This window comes from Trichocoleus sp. DQ-A1 (assembly GCF_039961955.1).
GTDB lineage: Bacteria > Cyanobacteriota > Cyanobacteriia > Cyanobacteriales > FACHB-T130 > FACHB-T130.
In genome coordinates, this window is the sequence record NZ_JAMPKE010000003.1 from 53,014 (window position 1) to 72,896 (window position 19,883).

The following is a 19,883-nucleotide window of genomic DNA, read 5'->3' on the forward strand; positions in this document are numbered from 1 at the left end:
GAAAGCAAAAGTATTTGCAAATAAGCCACTGAAGAATCTACCTTCTCTGTCTCTCTTACTCAGTTTGTGTTCGCGTTAGTCTTTAATAGCGATCGCGCGATTCCCAAACATGAAAATCGTTCTTCTAGCCACCCTTCAGCCCTCAGTCCTCAGTCCTCATCCCTCAGCCCTCAGTTCTAAGATCGGGATGCTAGAAATTCTCGCAAGCGCAGCAAACTGAGTGTTTGCCCCAAACTCAGCGACAGTAGAGATACTCCTTCTAGACGTGACTGTACCCAATGTTCTCCCCAGTACCACTCGTGATAACCGTCAATTCCTTGACTCAAGAGCAGGCGCAGACAGTTGGGTTGAGCCACTTCCACTTGGTGTTGTATCGCCACTGGCCCCACCCAACTGGTGTAAATTAACCCCTCAGACAGTTGTTCCGGTAGCCCTGCGGAAAGGCGCAGGGGCCACAACCACTGGCTTTGCTGGCTGGGGCGAAGCAGACTGTCGCCGATGGCTGCTGCGGGGGAATTTACTTCTATTCTAAGATGGCTTTGTTGAAAGTTTCCTAGCATAAACAGTTGCGGTTTCTTTGTTATTAGTTGTTACTGGTACAGAAGTTTCTATTTACTGTTCCTAATCTTAATGTAATCGTTTTTCTTGAGAGTAGCGGCTAAATAGTCCTGGCAGCTAAGAATTATCATGCATACTCTAAATTTAGATTTGCATCAACAACAAAAGAATAATTTTAATATAATATCTGTTTTTAAATTAGCTAAAACAACATAAAAAATGATTTTTAAAAATGTTAATTATATTTCAATCCTTATTTTTAGCCTGTTTATCCATCTGTGCCTGATAGAAGATTCAGGTTCTTATCTCTTATTTGAAAAACTAGCTGTTTTTGGCGGTTCTGATAATTAGCACCGCAAATACCACCTCACTATTAACTGCCATGCCTACAATAAAAGTATAGTGTGTTAAGAAATGTAAGGTCTTTTCATGGCTGATCAGTTAATCCGTGCCACGGCGGCAGAGGGTGGAATTCGCGCCGTTGGGGTCATTACCACACGCCTCACACAAGAAGCCAGACAGCGTCATAATCTTTCATACGTGGCAACCGCTGCACTGGGACGCACCCTGTCATCTGGGCTATTACTTGCCTCTAGCATGAAGCGAGAGGGGTCAAGGGTCAACATTCGCATAAAAGGAAATGGGCCACTCGGCGGGCTTCTCGTTGACGCCGGATTGGACGGAACCGCACGAGGGTATGTAGATAACCCAAGCGTGGAACTGCCCCCAAATGCCAAAGGAAAACTAGATGTCGGGGGAGCAATCGGTCGGGAGGGATACCTCTATGTCGTGCGCGATGTGGGATACGGCTACCCGTATTCGAGTACCGTTGAGCTGGTGTCGGGTGAAATTGGGGATGACGTTGCCCACTATCTGGTGACTTCCGAACAAACGCCCTCAGCGCTAGCGGTGGGTGTATTTATAGAAGCGGGTACAGTCCGGGCTTCTGGTGGGTTACTGGTGCAAGTCCTGCCCAAGGCGGCGAGCGACGAGAGCTTAGTGCAACTTTTGGAATCTCGAATGGAAGCACTGGCGGGCTTTACACCCTTGTTACAGGCAGGCAAGACGTTGCCGGAGATTTTGGAACAACTACTAGGAGATATGGGTCTGGTCATCCTACCAGAAGTCCAGATGCTGCAATTTCACTGTGGTTGCTCGATGAGCCGTGTCTTGGGTGCTTTGAAGATGCTAGGCGAAGCCGAACTGCAAGACATGATTGAAAAAGATGATGGTGCCGAAGCGACTTGCCATTTTTGTGGAGAGGTTTACAACGCCAGCAGTGACGAATTGGCGGCGCTAATTGAGGATTTACGTGCCGAGTCTGTTTAGGAATCAGAAGTTAGAAGTCACAAGGTAAGAAAAAATTCTAGATTCTGTAGCTGAATTGAAAATTTCCTTGTGAATGATGAATTATAGATTTTGACTTCTGGATGAGAATATAGCTTTTTGCGGCTGAGGGGAGTAGGATTGCAACTACTGCCTGTGCTAAAAAGCATTCGTCCCAGGCGAAGCGCGTTGTGGTGTGAATAAGCTATGACTAGAAATCCCGAAATTCCAGATGGCGGGCGGAGCGGCAAGTCTTCAAATTCGGCTGGGTGGACATCCCAAAAACGAGTGCCTGCGTCTGGGCGTCCGAGCGATCGCAAACCACACACGAGCGAGAACTCTTCTCAGCCCGTCCCCAGAAAAGCACCGCGTCCGGGGAAACAGCCACTTCCTCCACCAACGGATCGTCCTCAGCGTCCGGCGGGTAGTACTGCACCAGCAGAGGGGGGTCAGCAAATTCCGGCTACACTGCCGAACTCTCCGTCAGAAGCACCCAAGCCACCTCGACCTAAACGTTTTTTACGCTTGCCGACTAGCTGGGCATTCTGGGGCATCTTGGTGGTGCTGCTCTCTGGGGGGCTGGGTTTTACAGCGGTAGCGCTGTTGTTTAACCTGCCAGCGCTTCCCAACTGCCCAGCCATTTTTTGGCCTACGGCTTCGGCATCGCTGCGCCTCAGCTGCGCTCAGATAGCAGCTTCTAAGCAGACGGCAAAAGATTTGCTAGAAGCGATCGCGCTGGTGAACGGTTTGCCAGAAGATCACCCGCTACGCCCAGAAATTGACAAGCATCTGGAAGAGTGGTCGCGGGAGATTTTGAAATTGGGAGAGGAATCCTTCCAAGCGGGTCAATTGTCCGAAGCGATCGCAATGGCTCGCAAAATCCCTACGGGCGTACCAGCGTACAAGTTGGTGGATGAGCGCGTAAATCGCTGGCAATCCATCTGGTCGAAGGCAGAAGGCCTTTACAAAAAAGCCGAGGACGAGGTGCGCGAGTCTAACTGGACTCAGGCTTTTCGCGATGCGGTGCAACTGGTCTATATCGGCAATAACTACTGGGCAACAACCAAGTACGACCAACTGGTGAATCTAATTCAGTCGGCGCGGGAAGAAAGCGCCAAGTTGGATAAAGCGTTCCAACTTTCTAAGAGCGGAGGATTAGATAATCTGTTGGAGGCGATCAAACTGGCACAAGCAATTCCGCCCAGCAGTTTGGCATACAAGGAAGCTCAAGGCGCGGTGACAGAATTTGGGCGCAAATTAATCGATATGGCTCAAGAGGCACTCGATCGAAAAGACTGGCAAACGGTCATCCTCATTACCAGTAAAATTCCTGAAAGCCTGAATTTACAAAGCGAAGCGCAAGATTTGAACGACTTGGCAAGTGCCCAGTCTCGCGCTCAGAAGGGAACGGTTTCAGATTTGGAAGATGCGATCGCCCTTGCCCAAAAACTAAATCCAGGACGCCCTCTATACGATAAAGCCCAGGATTTGATTGTTCGCTGGCAGCGAGAAATTGAAGATGTCGCCCATTTAGATCGGGCGCGGGAACTGGCAAAAGGCGGAACGGTCGGTGACTTAAGCGCAGCGATCGCGGAAGCACAACTGGTTCCCAGCACCAATCCCCGCTCCGCAGAAGCAAAATCTCTCGTCAATAACTGGACGAGTCAAATAGAGACGGTAGAAGATCGTCCCTATCTCGCTCGCGCCGATCAACTGGCAAGTTTGGGGGATATGAGTTCCCTGCAAGAAGCCATTAACGAAGCGAGTCAAGTGGGTCAAGGACGCGCTCTTTATACAGAAGCGAGGCGCAAAATCCGACAGTGGACTGACAAAATCGAGCGAATGCAAGACCAGCCTTATTTGGATCAAGCGACTGGTTTAGCGAATGCAGGGGATCTTTCCGGCGCGATCGCCGCAGCGGGACAGATTCAAGCGGGACGAGCGCTCTACGGTGAAGCTCAAGGCAAAATCCGACGGTGGCAAGACAGAATTGAGCGGGTACAAGACCAGCCTTATTTGGATCAAGCGCAAGCTTTGGCGAGTTCGGGTAATCTTCCGGGGGCAATTACCGCAGCGGGACAAATTCGATCGGGACGAGCGCTCTACGGTGAAGCTCAGGAAAAAATTAAAAGTTGGCGGACAGAACTGCGATCGCAAGAGATTTTGCAGTCCGCTTATCAGTTAGCGAATCCAGGAACACCGGAAGCGATCGCGCAAGCAGTTCAAACGGCTCGTCAGGTGCGTAACTCGACGCGAGTCGGTGCTGAAGCTAGAGAGGTGATTAATCGCTGGAGCTATCAACTGTTGGCGATGGCACAGGATCAGGCTCGGAATGATGTACAAAGAGCGATCGCGATCGCCCAAAACATCCCCGATGGTTCATCTGCCTACACCGACGCTCAACGGGCAATCCAAGGTTGGAAACAAAGTCTAGAACCTCAGTCCCTGGAGAACTCACCCTCTTTTTAGTCATTCGTTGATTATTCGGTGTTTTGCCAAAATCTAAAAAACCGATCGCTCATTACCGCTTTTTCTGTTTCGCCTTTGTTGCCGTACCGCTCTTTCTTTTTCCTTTTTCTAGTATTGGCGCAACGTACTTTAACCACAATTGAGTATGAGGTCTGCCAGCCTGATTCCACTCTTTAACAATCTGCTCAGATTCCCCGGCTTTTTCTAAATACTCCAAACCATTTGGCACACCAAGAACAGAAGCTTTTGCCAGATAATATTTACGCTGTTGAGTAGAATCGCACCGTTCCCAACATTGCGCGGCACGTTCATAGTTCTTGGCGCGGTAGAAACAAGTTCCCGCACGGTAGAGCATCCCATTCCAGCCTTCTCCTAAAGCTTCGAGAACCTCTCCAAATCGCTGCCACTCATTCGGGTGGAGGTTTGTCCCGGCAATTAAAGTCCCAATTCCCGTCGCATATTCCTCCAAGGCTAGTTTCCACTGTCGGCTGTTGCGGTGAATCTCCAACTGGTTGCTTTTGATGCAGTATTGGAGGAAGTGAGTGAACTCCTTTAAAGAAGGTTGGCTCAATTTTTTGTCCATAAATTGGGCAATTTGCCGCTCTGATTCCCGACCTGGCGGAGCCTTGTCAAACTGCTTCAACAATGCTGACCAACACATCCCCTGCCAAAAACAATCCCAAGCGTCTTCTGTTTTGCCAAGCACAAGAAAACGTTGACCAGCTTCGCTAAATTTCTGCTCAAATTTGAGTGCCCAAGCTTCACAAATTTCTGCTTTTTTAGCGTAGGCGCGATCGCTGTAACACTGTCGGGCACGTCTCATGAAATCTGGATCTTCCGAGTTCATTCCCCGACTCTCGAACTCCTGTGCGATCGAGTACCAGTCATCTTCTTGCAGATCCCGTGCGCTTTCAGGTTTTCCTAAACGGATGGGTTGAACGTTTTCTCGCCAAGCAGGGTTTTGTGACTGCTGTAACAGCACTTCTAAATAAGTTTCTGTGACCCCCCAAAGCCGCTGGTCTCCGATTTGAGAATCAACAACAAATAGACGTTCTTTGGCTCTGGAAGCAGCTACGTAGAGTTTATTAAAGAAGAATTCAAATTCGTATAAACGATCTGCCAAAAGGTCTTTTGAGTCTTCCCGACGATTGACCAGATTCCAGACGGCTTTGTTACATTCCTCGCCAAATTTGTAGAGAACGACTCGTTTAAATTCCAATCCTTTAACTGCACTAGCACTCAATACATTTTTGAGCGGTTCTGACTCTGGAATTTCTGCCAAAATTTGAGAAAGAACCGCATCGTTTTGAGCATAGGCAAGCTCTCCTCCTTCCTCACAAGGCACGATAATAATCGTGTCTCTCAGGTAGCGTTTGAGTTGCTCAATTTGAATATTCCGACCAATAATAAATTTTTGTGGAGTGGGAAATTGACCTTGTTTCCAGGCAGTTTGCGGCTGAAGTGCCGGAATTTTAAACAGAACCTGACGACACAATTGGATTAGGTTAATCACTTGCACCACCGCAGTACAAGAGCGATAGTTAGACTTCAGCTCCGGGAAATTCATCCGCAGATTTAATCGCTGTGTGGGATCGAGTGCTGCGATCGCTTCATTGTAAAATGCTGCCTGTACGCTCTCCCAACGAAATCCCGTCGGGTTCAAGGTTTGGAAAGGATCTCCAGCAAAAGCAAAAGGCAAATTACGCATAGGCTGGTATCCCAGATCGCACTGAGAGAATGCAGACAGCCGCATAATTAACTGAAGCTCCAGCCGCGTAAAATCTTGCGCCTCATCGCAGAAAATAGCAGTGTACTCAGCACGGTAACACTTGAGTTCCAGCACCAATCTAATCAAGTCTTGATCGTCCCAGTACCCTAGCTCGGTTGTTAGCCGCTTATACCAACGTCCCCAGATGGTTTTATAAATTTCTTGGAACTGAGCGGCTGGAACAGTGCGTTCCTGAGTCGGCACTTCATCCTGGTAGTCTTCTGGAGTCATGTACCGGAGACTGTACCCCTTGATGAAAGTTCTAATAACGTGCCAGGAAAGTTCTGGGGAATACACCTGTGCTTGTGGCAGCTTTGAGTCTCGGTAAAGCTGTCGAAAGCGATGGAAAGAAATGTATTTCTGAGAATCGAAACGTTCCTGGAGTGTATGCCGGTAGCCGGTAGGGTTTCCCGCAGAGTAAGGTTGCTGGCTCATCCGGTTAGTCAGCGACGCATCGTCTGCTTCTAAAGGGAGTAAGTTTAAGAGAAATGTCCCAAACGGCTGAAAGAAGGCACTGACATCGGGGATTTCCGAACCTTCTGTTCGATCTGCAACAAAGCGGTGATGGAATGTATGCAGACAGCGCACGAACTCTTTCGCAACCTCTAATAGTCGCTTATTATAAGTTAGAAAAAGTGGCCTTCCAGGAAGTTCTTTTCCCGGCTCGTAATAATATTTTCGATAACAATAATCTGCAAACAAATACAATAGCATAGTAGATTTACCGCTGCCCGCCCGCCCATTTAAGAAAAGCGGCAGACAATTATTTCCCCGTGCTGATGTTGTTGACACAGAGTTAAGAATTGCCTCTTCTTCTGCTGAAAGAGCTAGATTTACTTCTGCGCCTCTTTGAATTGCAAGCCAACTTTGTTGATCTGTTACTAAGTAACTCGGATAAGACCGTCGCGCAAAGGGAGTGAGTTCATCCAGCGTTAAAGGCTTAGATAAAACATTTTTAGAACCATTAAATAAATTAGTTGCCTCCCCTATTTGGGCTATTTCTTCTGTAGAAGGTCGATGAGCAAAAGATGCTAGGAGAAATAATACTTTTCGAGGCGGTTTATCGGCGGTCTCAAGTTGGCTAAATAGCACATAGCAATTATTTTCACCGCACAAATACACACCAGGCCATGCAGCAATTTTCTCAGCGTTCCTCGATTTTTCTTCTATTCCAGAGATAATTTGATAGTAAATTTCCCAGTCTTCTCCGATTTCTGGACTCTTGAACTTGGCAATCCACTCATCACTTTCGTAGAGGATTGCCCAAGAGTCTTTATCCTTTTCTATCTCCCAGCCTGGAGGTTCTAGCCAGGGAAGCAAATCGTCTGGAAGCGGTTCGCGTCTTGAAGACACGTTGCTGGCTGACGGTTGCTGTTGTTGAAGCCAACCAGTTAGCGCTTCCTCATCTAATTGGCAGTCGAGATTCTTTTTGCCGTACTCTTCTGGGGTTCGCAGGAACTTTTTGTATTCTTTAGAGCCACGGAGAAAAATGTCTAGTAGACATAGCACCAGGTCGTCCTGTACGGGTCGAATTCTGGCAATGAGGCGTAAATTGTTTTCCCCTCTCCGCTTTAAGTAGGGATAAACCCTCTCAAAACGTGCCTGTGACTCATCAATACTCAAAGGCTCAAGTTCGTTGCATAATTTATCTACTTGAGCCTGAACACCATAGCACAGAGTCTTTCGGTTAAATTGGGAGGTGCGATAGACGTACATAAACTTGTCTGTAGCTGTTTCTGAAAAAAACAGGCTGAAGCCACTATTACTTATTGTTATGCAGTAGAGAAATTGCTGTGTAGAATTTTTGTTACATCTTACACAGAATCGCAGTTTTTGCCTCAAATAGTTCTAATTTGCCTATCCTTCCAGGTCGTGTCATTATCCACTTGTGTTGAAACTTGAGCTTTGTTTCAATCCCGCCAGAGAATAAAATTTCCCTTCTAATTGCTCAGAGAATGGTTTAAAAACTGAATTTTTCTAACATTAGTCTGTTTCAACTCACATTTTGCACCAGTCGCATTACCTGTCTGTAGTTCCAACCCCTTGCTAACAGAAACAAGTCTTCTCTTAGAAGACTAAGTAGAAATTTAAGTCCATTTCAATGAACTTAAGCTATGAGCTTTGGACTGAATTTCAAAGCAGACTCTCAGCTTCCTGCGAATGGTGCAATATGTCCTTATGCTTAAGGTAATGACAAACCTTCCAGGGTGAGCCAGGAAAGGAGAAATCACCGATATCCTAGTACCTATGTCAATTGGTATTTAATTACGTTTTTCTACTTAAGCACTTGTCTGAATGGGTAGTTGCACGGTAAATGTAGTCCATCCTTGTGTGCTTTGAGCCTGAATGGTTCCTCCTATTTTTTCGACCAAATTTTGCACTAAATATAGCCCTAATCCACTTCCTCCCTCTTTCCAGATATCACCATTAGGAATGCGGTAAAATTTTTCAAAAATTCGAGGTAATTCTGTATTTAAAATTTCTGCTTGATTGGTAATTTCAAAGCTTACTCTTGGATTTGAGTTTAAATTAATATTTATTGAATAACCCACATAGACACTAATGGATATTTCACCAAAAGATGGGGTATATTTACAAGCATTCCCAATCAACTCTATTAATATTTGCTCCAGACAAATCCGGTCTGAAATCAGTGGAGGAAGATCGGGAGAACAATCAATATTAAAAATTTGTTGTCGCTGAGCTATTCCTGGTTTAAATGGCTCAATTAAAGTCGGAAGCCAGTATTTTAGAATTAAAGTTTCTGGAGAAATTAATTTTTTTTCCGCTCCTAAACGATGCAAATCTAAGATATTATTAACTAGCTCTATTTCCCGAATACATTCAGCTTCTAATAGCGCTCTATAGTGTTGCTGTTGTTCTTCATTAGAAATGATTTCCAACATTTGGATAATCAGCTTCATGTTGGCTAGAGGGGTTCGCAAATCGTGAGAAGCTCTAGCAAGCAAATCATCTTTTTGAATATTGAGCTGCTGGAGTTCTTGGATTTTCCCTTGCAGGAGTGTCACAGCTTCTTGTTTTTTTAGCCGAGTAGCGATCGCGCCTAGCAATTCTGCTCTGGTAAACGGCTTCGTCAGATAATCATCGGCTCCCAGTTGCATCCCTTGGCGCAAGTCTTCTCTCTCCGTTTTAGCGGTGAGAAAAATGAACGGAATCATTGCCGTTATCTGGTCTTGGCGCAATTGAGTTAGCACGCTGTAACCATCAAAATTGGGCATCATGATATCACAAATAATTAAATCGGGTTCGTGTTCCCTCGCTAACTGCACTCCCACCAAACCGTTTTCCGCACCAATGGCATCAAACTCCTCAGCCTTGAGGAGTTTGAGAAGGTTGCTTCTAACTGCTGGCTCATCTTCAATCACCAGAATCTTTTTCACAGGTCTGACTCGTCAATCTGTTATTTAAAGGAAGAACGACTTTAAATGTCGTGCCAATCCCAATTTTACTGGCTAATACGATCCTACCCTGATGTAAGTCTACACACCTTTTAACAATTGCCAGTCCTAATCCCGTACCATTGATGTTACTAACATTTGTGCCCCGGTGAAACGGTTCAAACAATCGGGAGCGATCTGCTAGAGGAATCCCGATTCCTTCATCTTGTATTTCCAAAATAGCCTCTCCGTCTTGGGAAGTAACTTCAAAATAAATATTGCTGTTATTTGGTGAATAATTAATAGCGTTCGAGAGCAAATTATTTAAAATTTGTCGCAGCAACATTCTATCCATACCAACACTCAGAAATTGGTATCGACTGGTAAAGATAATCTTATGCCCACGGCTCGCGGTAAGTTGTATTTCGGCAATAATTGTCCGACAAAATTCAATTAGGTCAAGGGGTGCCGGATTAAAGTTTAATCTTGCTGCGTCGGCTCTCCCTAATGTCAGCACATCATTTAACAGATGGGTCATGTGGTTAACAGAGGATTGAATGAGATGAAGTTGTTCTAATCTTTCTTCTTGAGTCCAGCGATCGCCATAATATTCTAGTAATTCGGAAGAAGACAGAATAATGCTTAAAGGCGTGCGGAACTCGTGAGAAGTCATAGAGACAAAGCGAGATTTCAGTTCGCTCAGTTCTTTCTCTTTTGCCAAAGCATTCAAAATCTCTTCTTCTGCCTGTTTGCGCTCCGTAATATCTATGCACGAGCCGATGTAACCCGCAAAGCTGTCATCAGGTGTGAAGCGCGGAATCCCCGTATCTAAAACCCAGCGATAATTCCCATCTGCACGCTTGAGGCGGTATTCCACTCGCACTGGTTGGCGAGTATTGAAGGCTGATTTATAGGTGTCTAAACAACGTCGTAAATCATCAGGATGGACACTTTCTAACCAACCGTTGCCCAGTTCTTGTTCAAGGCTGCGTCCTGTAAAATCTAACCAAGCTTTGTTGAAAAATGTTCCCTTGTAATTAAGGTCTGACATCCAAATCAAGGCAGGCACGTTGTCAGCCATAATCCGGAAGCGGGTTTCGCTTTCCCGCAACGCTTCCTCCATCTGTTTGCGCTTAGTTACATCCAGAGTTAGAGACAGCACCGATACTAAATTGCCCGATTTATCTAGTAGTGCCGAGTTGTACCATTCGCAATAAACAACCGAACCATCCTTGGTGTAATTGCGGTTTCGGGAAACATTACGCTGTTCGCTGCTATCGATTAGCCGCTGAATAACGCTATCGACAGTTGGCACGTCTTCAGAAAAGACAAACTGCCACTCAGCGGGATGTTTGCCAATGACTTCCTCCGCTTTCCACCCGAAGATTTTTTCTGCTTCCGACGACCAACGCGACACCCGAAAATTACAATCCCACTCTATGACCGCTAGGGGTGAGTTTTCAAAATGAAAGTTTAGTCTCTGAAGTGCATCCCGGAGCGCTTCCTCTGTCTGCTTTTGCTCAGTAATGTCACGAGCGACACTTAACACAGACTCCACTGACCCATCTAAAGCAAATTCCGGGACGATACGAGCTTGATAGCATTTTCCGCTGACTGAGGACTTGCTTTCAAAAACGTGTGGCTGACCTGTTGTAAACACATCTTGAAGAATTTGTTGAAAAGGAATATAAATTTCTGGTTGGATTCCTAACTCTGGATGAGTTTTTCCGATAAAGATTTGTGGGGATATTCCGATTGCTCGTTCTACAGCGGAATTGACATATAAATGTTGCAATTGTTTGCCAAATCGGGAAATGATATCAGGGGAATTGTCAGCCAGTGCTTTAAACTCTTGTTCGCGGCGATGGAGTGCTTCCTCTGACTGCTTGCGCTCGGTGATATCGACTGCAATCCCGGTTGTTCCGATTACCTCCCCGGTGTTATTAAAAATTGGGGTTTTAATTGTTTCTGTCCATAGCATCTTTCCTTCTTGGTAGACTGCGGGTTCTTCGACACGCTTGCGCTTGCCGATTTTCATCACCTCTCGATCGTCCTCTCGATATCTTTCGGCTAAATCTGGATGCCAAATATCTAAATCTGTCTTCCCAATTAAGTCTTCTGGTTCGAGTCCGCAGGCTTTGCCAAATGCTTCGTTGACGGCAATGAATCTGCTTTCTTTGTCTTTTAACCAAGCTAAATGGGGAATATTATCGAGGATGGCTTTCTGCTGGCTGCGTTGCTGTGTTAGCTGTTCCTCTGCTTGCTGGCGTAGCGTAGCGTGTCGCAGGCTTTCACTAATGTCTTCTAAAATTCCAACATGACCGATAAATTCTCCTCGATCGGAGAACATCGGTGAAGACTGAACGCGAACCCAACGCACAATTCCTTCCTTAGTTTGAAAGCGAAACTCGTCAGAGTATTCTCTCCGTTCACGAGTATGTGTTAACCAATCTGCAAAGACGCGATCGCGATCGCTTGGATGAACAAACTGCAACCACCCTTCTTGCAAACTCTCCTCCAAGGTGAAGCCACAGATGGCTTGACAGCGGAGATTTGTGTAGATGCAGCACCCCTCCATATTTGCCAAAAAAATCCCCACTGGCGAGTAGCTACTCAAACAACGGAACCATTCTTCACTTTCTCGCAACGCATCCAAAGCTTTTTTGCCTTCGATAATTTCTTGCCGCAATTGCTTGTTGGTTTGTGTTAATGCAGTGGTACGTTCCTCGACTCGAATTTCTAAGGATTCGTTCGCTTGATTCAGTGCAGCTTCGGCAGCTTTGCGTTTGGTGGTATCGCGGGAATTAACAACAATGTCTGCGCTCAATGGGTTAGCCAGCAAATTATGATATTTGTGCAGTAGTTTAGCTTTTTCAGCTTTGAGTTGCCGGATTAATTGTGGTTTTAGCGCAGCCTGCACGGATCTCACTCGTCTTCCCAATCTACGCATATTCTTTTGACCTTCGGAGTAAGTTTAATTGTTGCCAGTGGTGATATTTTTACCTACCTTAACCGCCTCAATACCCAGAATTATCTAATTGTAGTGAAGGGTACACTGCTATCTAATTTGCGTTAATTAATTTCTAACAGCGCCTCTTTGTATTCATCGAATTTACAAATCTAATTTACAAACACTTACTTAAATTAAGACAAGCCAAGCGATCCGTGTAGGTTGGTAGTCTAAGTTGGCTACAGTTGTACGATCGGCTACATTCGCCTTTAACATAAACCCTTTCTCTGGGTAGATTCAAGACCTCTTCCTTAGGAAAGTCGAATGAGCTGATAATCCTGCTTAGATTAAATACAAATTTGTACGGGAATTTAATGATGAAAGGCATGAACCCAGCGCAAAAATTTGCGTTAATTATCGGCATTTTCTTTTTCCTTTGTGGTGTAATGGGATTTATTCCCGCCTTTGTGAAAGCGCCTACGGTTACGCCTGATATGGCGGGTCTTGGATACACAAGTGGATACGGTTACTTACTGGGGTTATTCCCCATCAATGTCTTACATAATGTTGTTCACCTTGTCGTAGGACTTCTGGGAATTTTTGCATCCATCGCCTTAGACAGTTCTCGTCTCTATAGTGGAGTTTTGGGAATTTTCTATGGGGTGCTAACGCTAATGGGGCTTTTTCCGGCTACCCAGTCAACCTTGGGCTTGATCCCAATCTTTGGCAACGATGTCTGGCTTCATGCAGTCACCGCCGCGATCGCAGTGTACTTTGGCTTTTTTGCTACACCGGATTTGTTGGAACTAAGCACGCCACAACAGGGCGGTACTCGTAACGAGGGCTAAAAAAGGGTAGCGTTTAATAGCGGGTCGATTGTCGAATCCGATTGAGTTTTACGTCGCTGATTGCCTTACAGAAAATCAGTATGCCTTTACCTTAGCCGAGGTATTCTGGTTTTCTGTAAGCTTTAAACGGAATTACCGCGCATATTAATAACACTTAGATCCAGTCCTAAATGATTCGTAAACGCGAGATCCCCGACTTCGAGAAAGAAGTCGGGGATCTGAAAGGCTGGCTCACAACTCAAATAGGATTGCTATATTTTTAACACTTGCATCTGAATCAATTCTTGGTATTTTCGATTTGGCGCACCACGGTGAGAGCGGAGTAGCTGACGCCTGCGGTTCCTTCGCCGGGATGGGTGGAATCTCCTACTAGCCACAAATGATTAACAGGTGTGCGATTGGCAAAGCCAAAGGGGCCAAAGGTAGAAACTCGCTGACCAATTCCGCCAACAATACCGCGATCGCGTGCTGTGAAGCGGGCAAAGGTGCGGGGTGTAGCGGCTTCTTGATGAACGATGGTTTCTGGTGTCAAGTGAAAAAATTGACTCAGGCGGGCGATCGCTTCCTCGGTATATTGTTGCTTTCGCTGTTCATAATCTTCCGATTGCCACCAATTCCGAGTGTCAACGAAGGAAGACGCAATGATAGTTGCTTTACCTTCTGGGGCGCGACCATCTTTAGGGTGGCTCACTGAGACAAATAGGGAGTTATTTTCTCCAATCGGGCCGTCATAATCGTAGAGAAACTGCAAATGAGGCGGACATCCTGAGGGAACCGCACTTCGATCGACACCGAGATACACCACAAATGCTCCCGACGATGGGGGAAGTTTATCGACTCGACGACGATAGCGATTTTGGGTTTTGGGTTGCGAACTAGGAATTCCCTCTGGTGTCTCTGCTTCCAAAAGTTGCACCAAATTTTGGGCGGTAACATTGGCAACAACATGGTCGGCGGGTTCCGTCCAGACAACGCCGGTTTTTTGATTGCGAATGACGACACCAGTGGCTTTGCCATTTGTGGTGTGGATACGTTCAACTGTGTGGCGCATCAACAGCTTGCCACCATCTCTCTCTAAAGAGGAGACTAGGCGATCGCTCAACACCTGCATACTGCCTTGAAGATGAAAGAGTCCCTGCGGCTCCTGGGAAACACTCAAAGCTGTTGCTGCATAGAGCAGAGCCGTTTCTTCAGCATCTACCTGAGAATAAAGCTTGAGCTGCAAATCGAGAAACGTCCTCAGACGCTGATTATCCCCCAATCCATATCCCCGCAAAGCGTCCCCCACTGTCAAAAAAGTGTAAGGCAAAGTAATCAAGGTATCGGGACGAACCGCCGATACCATCTGCCATAAGTCCCACAAATTTCGCGGCGGTAGCACCGGATCGCGCGATTGAAAAGCAAAGCTGGCTCGGAATAAAGTCGCCAATAGTTGCCAAAATGGTTCGCTTCCGGGAAACTGCCGAATTCGCTCCGCCTGCCACTTTTGGGGGTCGCGCCAGACGTTAATCGGTTCGGTTTCTCCCGGTAGATACACGGCACAAGCTGGATCGCAAGGCGTCGCTGCTGGGATTTCAATTTCTAGTTCCTGAAAAATCCGGTGATGAATCCCCCCCGGTTCCAGTCCAGCCACCTGAGTCGCTCCCACATCAAAGGTAAATCCTTTGCGTTTGAACGTGGAAGCACATCCCCCAGGCACCAGAGCTTGATCCAAAACTAAGACTGAGTAGCCTCGACGAGCGAGTAATGCCCCAGCCGTGAGACCACCAATTCCAGCACCGATAACGACAACATGACAGCTTGGCATGAATTGAGAACGAGGATTCCCTCTTCCGAGACTTAATATTACGTTACATTAAGTTTCGGCTTCCTGACAGGTTCGCGCTCGACGATGAACAACCGGGATTTCAATGTAAAACTCTGTTCCTTGTCCGGGTTCTGAGGAACACGTTAGAACCCCGCCGTGCTTCTCGACCACAATTTGATGGCTAATGGATAAACCCAAGCCTGTCCCCTTGCCAACAGGTTTAGTGGTGAAGAAAGGGTCAAATAGTCGTGTTATCGCCTCTGGGGGGATGCCAGAGCCATTATCTCGAATCCGAATCACCACCTGAGGACAGTCATTAATTTCGACAACCTCAGTGCGAATTCTAATCGAAGCAACTGGCACTTGAGTATTGGAAACGGGGGGAGTTTGGCCTAATTGAAGAGAGTGCGTATGCAAATTCTCGATGGTTGCGATCGCTAAGTGCTGATAGCTGTACGCCTCTAAAACATCAATCGCATTGTTGAGGATATTCATAAACACCTGGTTCATCTGTCCAGCATGACACTCCACAAGCGGAAGATCGCCGTACTCTTTGATCAGCTCAATTCCCTGATTTCCCCCTTTTGCTTTCATTCGATGCTGTAAAATCAGCAGCGTACTATCTAACCCCTCATGAATATCGACCGCCTTCATTTCTGCTTGATCGAGCCGAGAAAAATTCCGCAAACTCAGAACAATCTGGCGAATGCGGTCTGCTCCTAGCTTCATGGAAGAGAGTATCTTCGATAGGTCTTCTATGACAAAAGTTAGATCGATATTTTCCTTATACGCTTCGATTTCTGGGACTGGATCGGGATAATAACGCTGGTAAAGTTGTAGAAGATGCAGCAAATTTTGGGTGTATTGATCTGCGTAAGCGAGATTGCCGTAAATAAAGCTGACTGGATTATTAATTTCGTGAGCAATACCCGCAACTAACTGCCCCAGACTGGACATTTTCTCGTTCTGAACCAGTTGGGATTGACTGCTTTGCAACGTCTGCATCGCTTTTTTCATCTGGACTGCTTGTTGTTGCAGAGCTGCGATCGCGCTGCTTTGTGCAGCTTCCGATTCTCCTAAAGCCTCCAGCGCTTGCTTGCGCTCGGTGATATCTTCGGAAATGCCCAACAAATATTGGGGAGTTCCCGCTTCGTCGAAAATCGGGATTTTTTTAGTGTGCAGAATCCTCAAACCTTGATGTTTTGTCTGGATTGGCTCTTCCAGAATCTCCAGAAGTTTCCCAGATGCCAACACTTCGCGATCGCGACTTGTGAAGAAATCAGCTTGCTCTGGCGGGAAAATGCCATAGTCGTTCTTGCCTAACGCTTCTTCCTGAGAATAACCAGTGAGTTCCTCGTTGGCTTTGTTCCAGAATACAAATCGCAATTCATTCACTTCTTTAATAAAAATTCCAATTGGCAGATTTTCTACGATGGAATTCAATAAATTATGAGTATTTGCCGTTGCTTTTTGTGCCTGTTTGCGTTCAATTATTTCCCTTTCTAATTGTTGATTTGTCTGCAATAAGTTTTTAGCACGAGCTGCCAAAACTTCCAAATTGGCGTTCGCTCTTTCCAACTCAGCCTTAGCCTGAGCTAGTTGATTTTTAGTGTTATTTTGGATTCGGAAATTTTCAACTAGGAGCGAGAAATAACGCCTTAGCGCAATGAAAGCTCCCGCGACTAAAGCCATGAGTGGAACCATACCTCCCTGAATTGTCAGTATCATTGGGGAGCCGTTTTGCCCACCAAAGACTAATGTTAAAAGCTGCACTGAATGTTCTATAGCACAGCTCAAGAAGATTGCTACAGTTACGAGTACTAATGGATTGCTGAGTAGATGCTGCCCCCGGATAAAACCGCGATAAATCAAAAACGCAGTTGTATAATAACCAGCTGCAATGATGGTATTTGTACTTCCTGAAACTACACTCAGCATGAGTACAACTGACTCCAGTTAAATGAAGCTTCAGTCTGATCTACCCGACTAAACTATAGTATCTGTCTCTAGACTGATAAAGCCTTTTAAATTCTTAAATTTATATAAAAATACAGACTTTTTTCAAAGTTTTAAAAATTTAAAATGAATCTTTCATAAGAAAGGTATTTCACAATACATAAATAAACAAAGTTTAATCAACAAGCCAAATTTTAAAGAATGATTGAGTTTCTTAATTAACTTTGAAAAATGGCACGAAAAGGGAATATGTGTTAAAGCCGACAGGAGTGGGAAACTTTTTAAAAACATCGAGAGAGCGATCGCGCAATGCTGGGGAGCTGGCTGAGGAGACAGGTGCAGACTGAGTAAGATAAAAGGAGAAATAGTCCAGCGCCGAAGAACACATGACCTCAACTCTGCTCAAATCTACGCCACTCAATGCCCCGACTCTCCACCGCCTACCTAACGGTTTAACGATTGTGGCGGAGCAGATGCCCGTCGAAGCCGTTAACCTAAACGTGTGGATTAATGTCGGCTCATCCGATGAGCCAGACCCCATCAACGGCATGGCTCACTTTCTAGAACACATGGTGTTTAAGGGGACGCCAAGGCTCAACAGTGGAGAATTCGAGCGACTGATTGAAGAGCGGGGTGCCGTAACAAACGCAGCCACCAGTCAGGACTATACCCACTACTACATCACAACAGCTCCTAAAGATTTTGCCCATTTGGCACCATTGCAACTAGATGTGGTGCTAAATCCCAGCATTCCAGAGGATGCCTTTCAAAGAGAGCGATTGGTCGTTTTAGAAGAAATTCGCCGCTCGGAAGACAATCCTCGCCGCCGGACTTACCAGCGGGCGATGGAGGTGGCATTTGACACCCTGCCCTACCGGCGTCAGGTACTTGGGCCAGCAGCGGTGATTGAGCAGCTGACGGCGCAGCAGATGCGCGATTTCCACGCCAGTCAGTATCAACCCAAATCGATAACGGCGGCAGTTGTGGGCAATTTGCCTGTCGAGGAATTAATTGAAATTGTGGCACAGGGCTTGACGGAGATAGGCGTCAGCACTCAAGAGCCAGAAGCCACAACTCAAGAAGCGATCGCTTCAACCCTCACTCCCGAACCTGCTTTTAGGGAAATTGTCCGCCGCGAGTATGTTGATGAAAGCTTGCAGCAAGCGCGGTTAGTGATGATGTGGCGAGTGCCTGGAATGACGCACTTATCCGATACTTACGCGCTGGATGTGTTGAGCGTGATTCTGGGACAAGGTCGAATGTCGCGGCTGTTCCGAGATTTGCGGGAAGACAGGCACCTGGTGACAAATATTGGGGTGAGCAATATGAGCCACCGGCATCAAGGCGTCTTCTATATTGGGGCGCAGTTGCCGGTAGAGAATTTGGCAGAGGTAGAAGCGGCGATTCTGGCTCATATTCGCACCCTCCAGACAGAACCCGCGAGTGAGGCAGAGATTTCCCGCTTCCGGACGCAAGTAGCGAATCGGTTTGTCTTCGGGAATGAAACGCCGAGCGATCGCGCCAACTTATACGGCTACTATCAAACCATGATGGGTGATTTGGCTCCAGCCTTGAATTATCCGGCTCGGATTCAAGCCTTGGAAGCGGCGGATCTCCAGTCAGCGGCTCAACAGTATCTGTCTTGCGATGCTTATGGTGTGGTTGCGATCAAGCCAGCTAGCTAGTTTTTTTAACGCAAAGGTACGCAAAGGTACGCAAAGAAGTCAATCTTGTTTCGCGTACCTTCGCATGACTCTGGGTTAAAATTTCTCCCATGTGGACAGAAATAGACGCTCAAATCACTCGCCTAACGGGTGAAAAGTTTCAAAGTCAGCAGCGGCAGTCGGTGAGTGGTGGTTGCATCAATCAAGGCTATGCTGTCAGCGATGGGCAACGCACCTACTTCATCAAAATCAACCAAGCGTCTTTGGTTGATATGTTTGAGGCGGAGGCGCTGGGACTCCAGCAAATGCAGGAAACTCACACGATTCGGGTTCCAAAACCGATTGGCTGGGGCACCGGAGGGAATTCTGCCTATATCGTGCTGGAGTGGCTGGAAATGGGGCACGGCGACACCCATTCTTGGGAAGAAATGGGACGGAAGTTAGCGGCGATGCACAAATGGCCTGGAAAAGACGCCTTTGGCTGGGATAGAAATAACACGATTGGTTCTACGCCGCAAATCAATAATTGGACAGCAGATTGGGCGGAATTCTATGCCAAGCATCGTCTCGGCTATCAATTTCAGTTAGCAAAGCGTCGCGGCGGTCAATTTCCCCACCAGGAGCAATTACTGGCGGCAATTCCCGAACTGCTAGCGGATTATCACCCTCAACCATCCCTAGTTCACGGCGATTTGTGGGGAGGAAATGCAGGCTTTACGGCATCGGGAGAACCCGTCATTTTCGATCCGGCGGCGTATTATAGCGATCGCGAGGTTGATATCGCCATGACAGAACTTTTCGGCGGCTTCCCCGCAGCCTTTTATCGCGGCTATAACGAAGTATTTCCTCTAGATCCAGGCTACGAACGCCGGAAAACACTCTACAATCTTTATCACATCCTCAACCACTTTAATTTGTTTGGCGGCGGCTATAGTTCGCAAGCCAACGGGATGATTGAGCGTATTTTGAGATAGTAGAAAGAGATATAGCAATCCTAAATAAGTTGTAAACTCTCTCTTTCTATCTTTTCTTCGCGCTCTTGGCGTCTTTGCGGTTCGTTTAAAAAAATATGTTCGCAAATCAAATAGGATTGCTATAGTAGAAACGCGATTAATCTCGTCTCTACAAAAGGTTATCAA

11 protein-coding genes are annotated in these 19,883 nt (G+C 46.4%); 5 read left to right on the forward strand and 6 right to left on the reverse strand.

Annotation, left to right across the window (positions count from 1 at the left end; all coding sequences use genetic code 11):
* Positions 1-176: 176 nt before the first annotated feature.
* Complete coding sequence (locus NDI33_RS04655; protein ID WP_190414613.1) at positions 177-560, reverse strand: hypothetical protein; 384 nt, start codon at positions 558-560, stop codon at positions 177-179.
* Between the two features lie 427 nt (positions 561-987).
* Here NDI33_RS04655 and hslO point away from each other — a divergent pair, with 427 nt between their 5' ends.
* Complete coding sequence (gene hslO / locus NDI33_RS04660; protein ID WP_190414614.1) at positions 988-1,887, forward strand: Hsp33 family molecular chaperone HslO; 900 nt, start codon at positions 988-990, stop codon at positions 1,885-1,887.
* Between the two features lie 204 nt (positions 1,888-2,091).
* Positions 2,092-4,353: a chromosome segregation ATPase gene (locus tag NDI33_RS04665; RefSeq protein ID WP_190676898.1), complete on the forward strand. Its 2,262-nt coding sequence runs from the start codon at positions 2,092-2,094 to the stop codon at positions 4,351-4,353.
* 52 nt (positions 4,354-4,405) lie between these two features.
* Here NDI33_RS04665 and NDI33_RS04670 read toward each other — a convergent pair whose 3' ends face one another.
* From NDI33_RS04670 to NDI33_RS04680, 3 genes are all read right to left on the reverse strand, one after another.
* Positions 4,406-7,837, reverse strand: a complete 3,432-nt coding sequence (locus NDI33_RS04670; RefSeq protein ID WP_190676900.1) for a hypothetical protein — start codon at positions 7,835-7,837, stop codon at positions 4,406-4,408.
* A gap of 563 nt (positions 7,838-8,400) precedes the next feature.
* Positions 8,401-9,522 (reverse strand): response regulator, encoded by a 1,122-nt coding sequence (locus NDI33_RS04675; RefSeq protein WP_190676901.1) that lies wholly within the window; start codon positions 9,520-9,522, stop codon positions 8,401-8,403.
* Entirely contained in the window at positions 9,500-12,448 is a 2,949-nt protein-coding gene (locus NDI33_RS04680; RefSeq protein ID WP_348245620.1) for a PAS domain S-box protein, read from the reverse strand. Before NDI33_RS04680 ends, NDI33_RS04675 begins: the two co-directional genes overlap by 23 nt.
* Positions 12,449-12,843: 395 nt before the next feature.
* On the opposite strand from NDI33_RS04680, the gene NDI33_RS04685 reads away from it, so the two are divergent.
* Entirely contained in the window at positions 12,844-13,317 is a 474-nt protein-coding gene (locus tag NDI33_RS04685) for a DUF4383 domain-containing protein (protein ID WP_190414619.1), read from the forward strand.
* A gap of 277 nt (positions 13,318-13,594) precedes the next feature.
* On the opposite strand, the gene crtD is transcribed toward NDI33_RS04685, so the two are convergent.
* Both crtD and NDI33_RS04695 read right to left on the reverse strand, forming a co-directional pair.
* Positions 13,595-15,124 carry a C-3',4' desaturase CrtD gene (gene crtD, locus NDI33_RS04690; RefSeq protein ID WP_190676905.1) on the reverse strand — a complete coding sequence of 510 codons (1,530 nt, stop codon included), beginning with the start codon at positions 15,122-15,124 and terminating at the stop codon, positions 13,595-13,597.
* A 48-nt stretch (positions 15,125-15,172) separates the two neighbouring features.
* The gene (locus NDI33_RS04695; RefSeq protein ID WP_206753687.1) at positions 15,173-16,852 is read right to left on the reverse strand and encodes an ATP-binding protein; all 1,680 of its coding nucleotides are present in this window, start codon (positions 16,850-16,852) and stop codon (positions 15,173-15,175) included.
* A 614-nt stretch (positions 16,853-17,466) separates the two neighbouring features.
* On the opposite strand from NDI33_RS04695, the gene NDI33_RS04700 reads away from it, so the two are divergent.
* A complete protein-coding gene (locus NDI33_RS04700) occupies positions 17,467-18,765 on the forward strand; it encodes a pitrilysin family protein (protein WP_190676909.1) in 1,299 nt (432 codons plus the stop codon).
* Positions 18,766-18,854: 89 nt separating this feature from the next.
* On the forward strand, positions 18,855-19,718 hold the full coding sequence (locus tag NDI33_RS04705; protein WP_190676910.1) for a fructosamine kinase family protein: 864 nt from the start codon (positions 18,855-18,857) through the stop codon (positions 19,716-19,718).
* Positions 19,719-19,883 lie beyond the last annotated feature (165 nt).

Excerpts from the sequence above, each read along its gene's own strand:
- NDI33_RS04705 (WP_190676910.1), top strand. The coding sequence starts at position 18,855 with ATGTGGACAGAAATAGACGCTCAAATCACTCGCCTAACGGGTGAAAAG.
- NDI33_RS04665 (WP_190676898.1), top strand. The coding sequence starts at position 2,092 with ATGACTAGAAATCCCGAAATTCCAGATGGCGGGCGGAGCGGCAAGTCT.
- crtD (WP_190676905.1), bottom strand. The coding sequence starts at position 15,124 with ATGCCAAGCTGTCATGTTGTCGTTATCGGTGCTGGAATTGGTGGTCTC.
- NDI33_RS04700 (WP_190676909.1), top strand. The coding sequence starts at position 17,467 with ATGACCTCAACTCTGCTCAAATCTACGCCACTCAATGCCCCGACTCTC.
- NDI33_RS04695 (WP_206753687.1), bottom strand. The coding sequence starts at position 16,852 with ATGATACTGACAATTCAGGGAGGTATGGTTCCACTCATGGCTTTAGTC.
- NDI33_RS04670 (WP_190676900.1), bottom strand. The coding sequence starts at position 7,837 with ATGTACGTCTATCGCACCTCCCAATTTAACCGAAAGACTCTGTGCTAT.
- NDI33_RS04655 (WP_190414613.1), bottom strand. The coding sequence starts at position 560 with ATGCTAGGAAACTTTCAACAAAGCCATCTTAGAATAGAAGTAAATTCC.
- hslO (WP_190414614.1), top strand. The coding sequence starts at position 988 with ATGGCTGATCAGTTAATCCGTGCCACGGCGGCAGAGGGTGGAATTCGC.
- NDI33_RS04685 (WP_190414619.1), top strand. The coding sequence starts at position 12,844 with ATGATGAAAGGCATGAACCCAGCGCAAAAATTTGCGTTAATTATCGGC.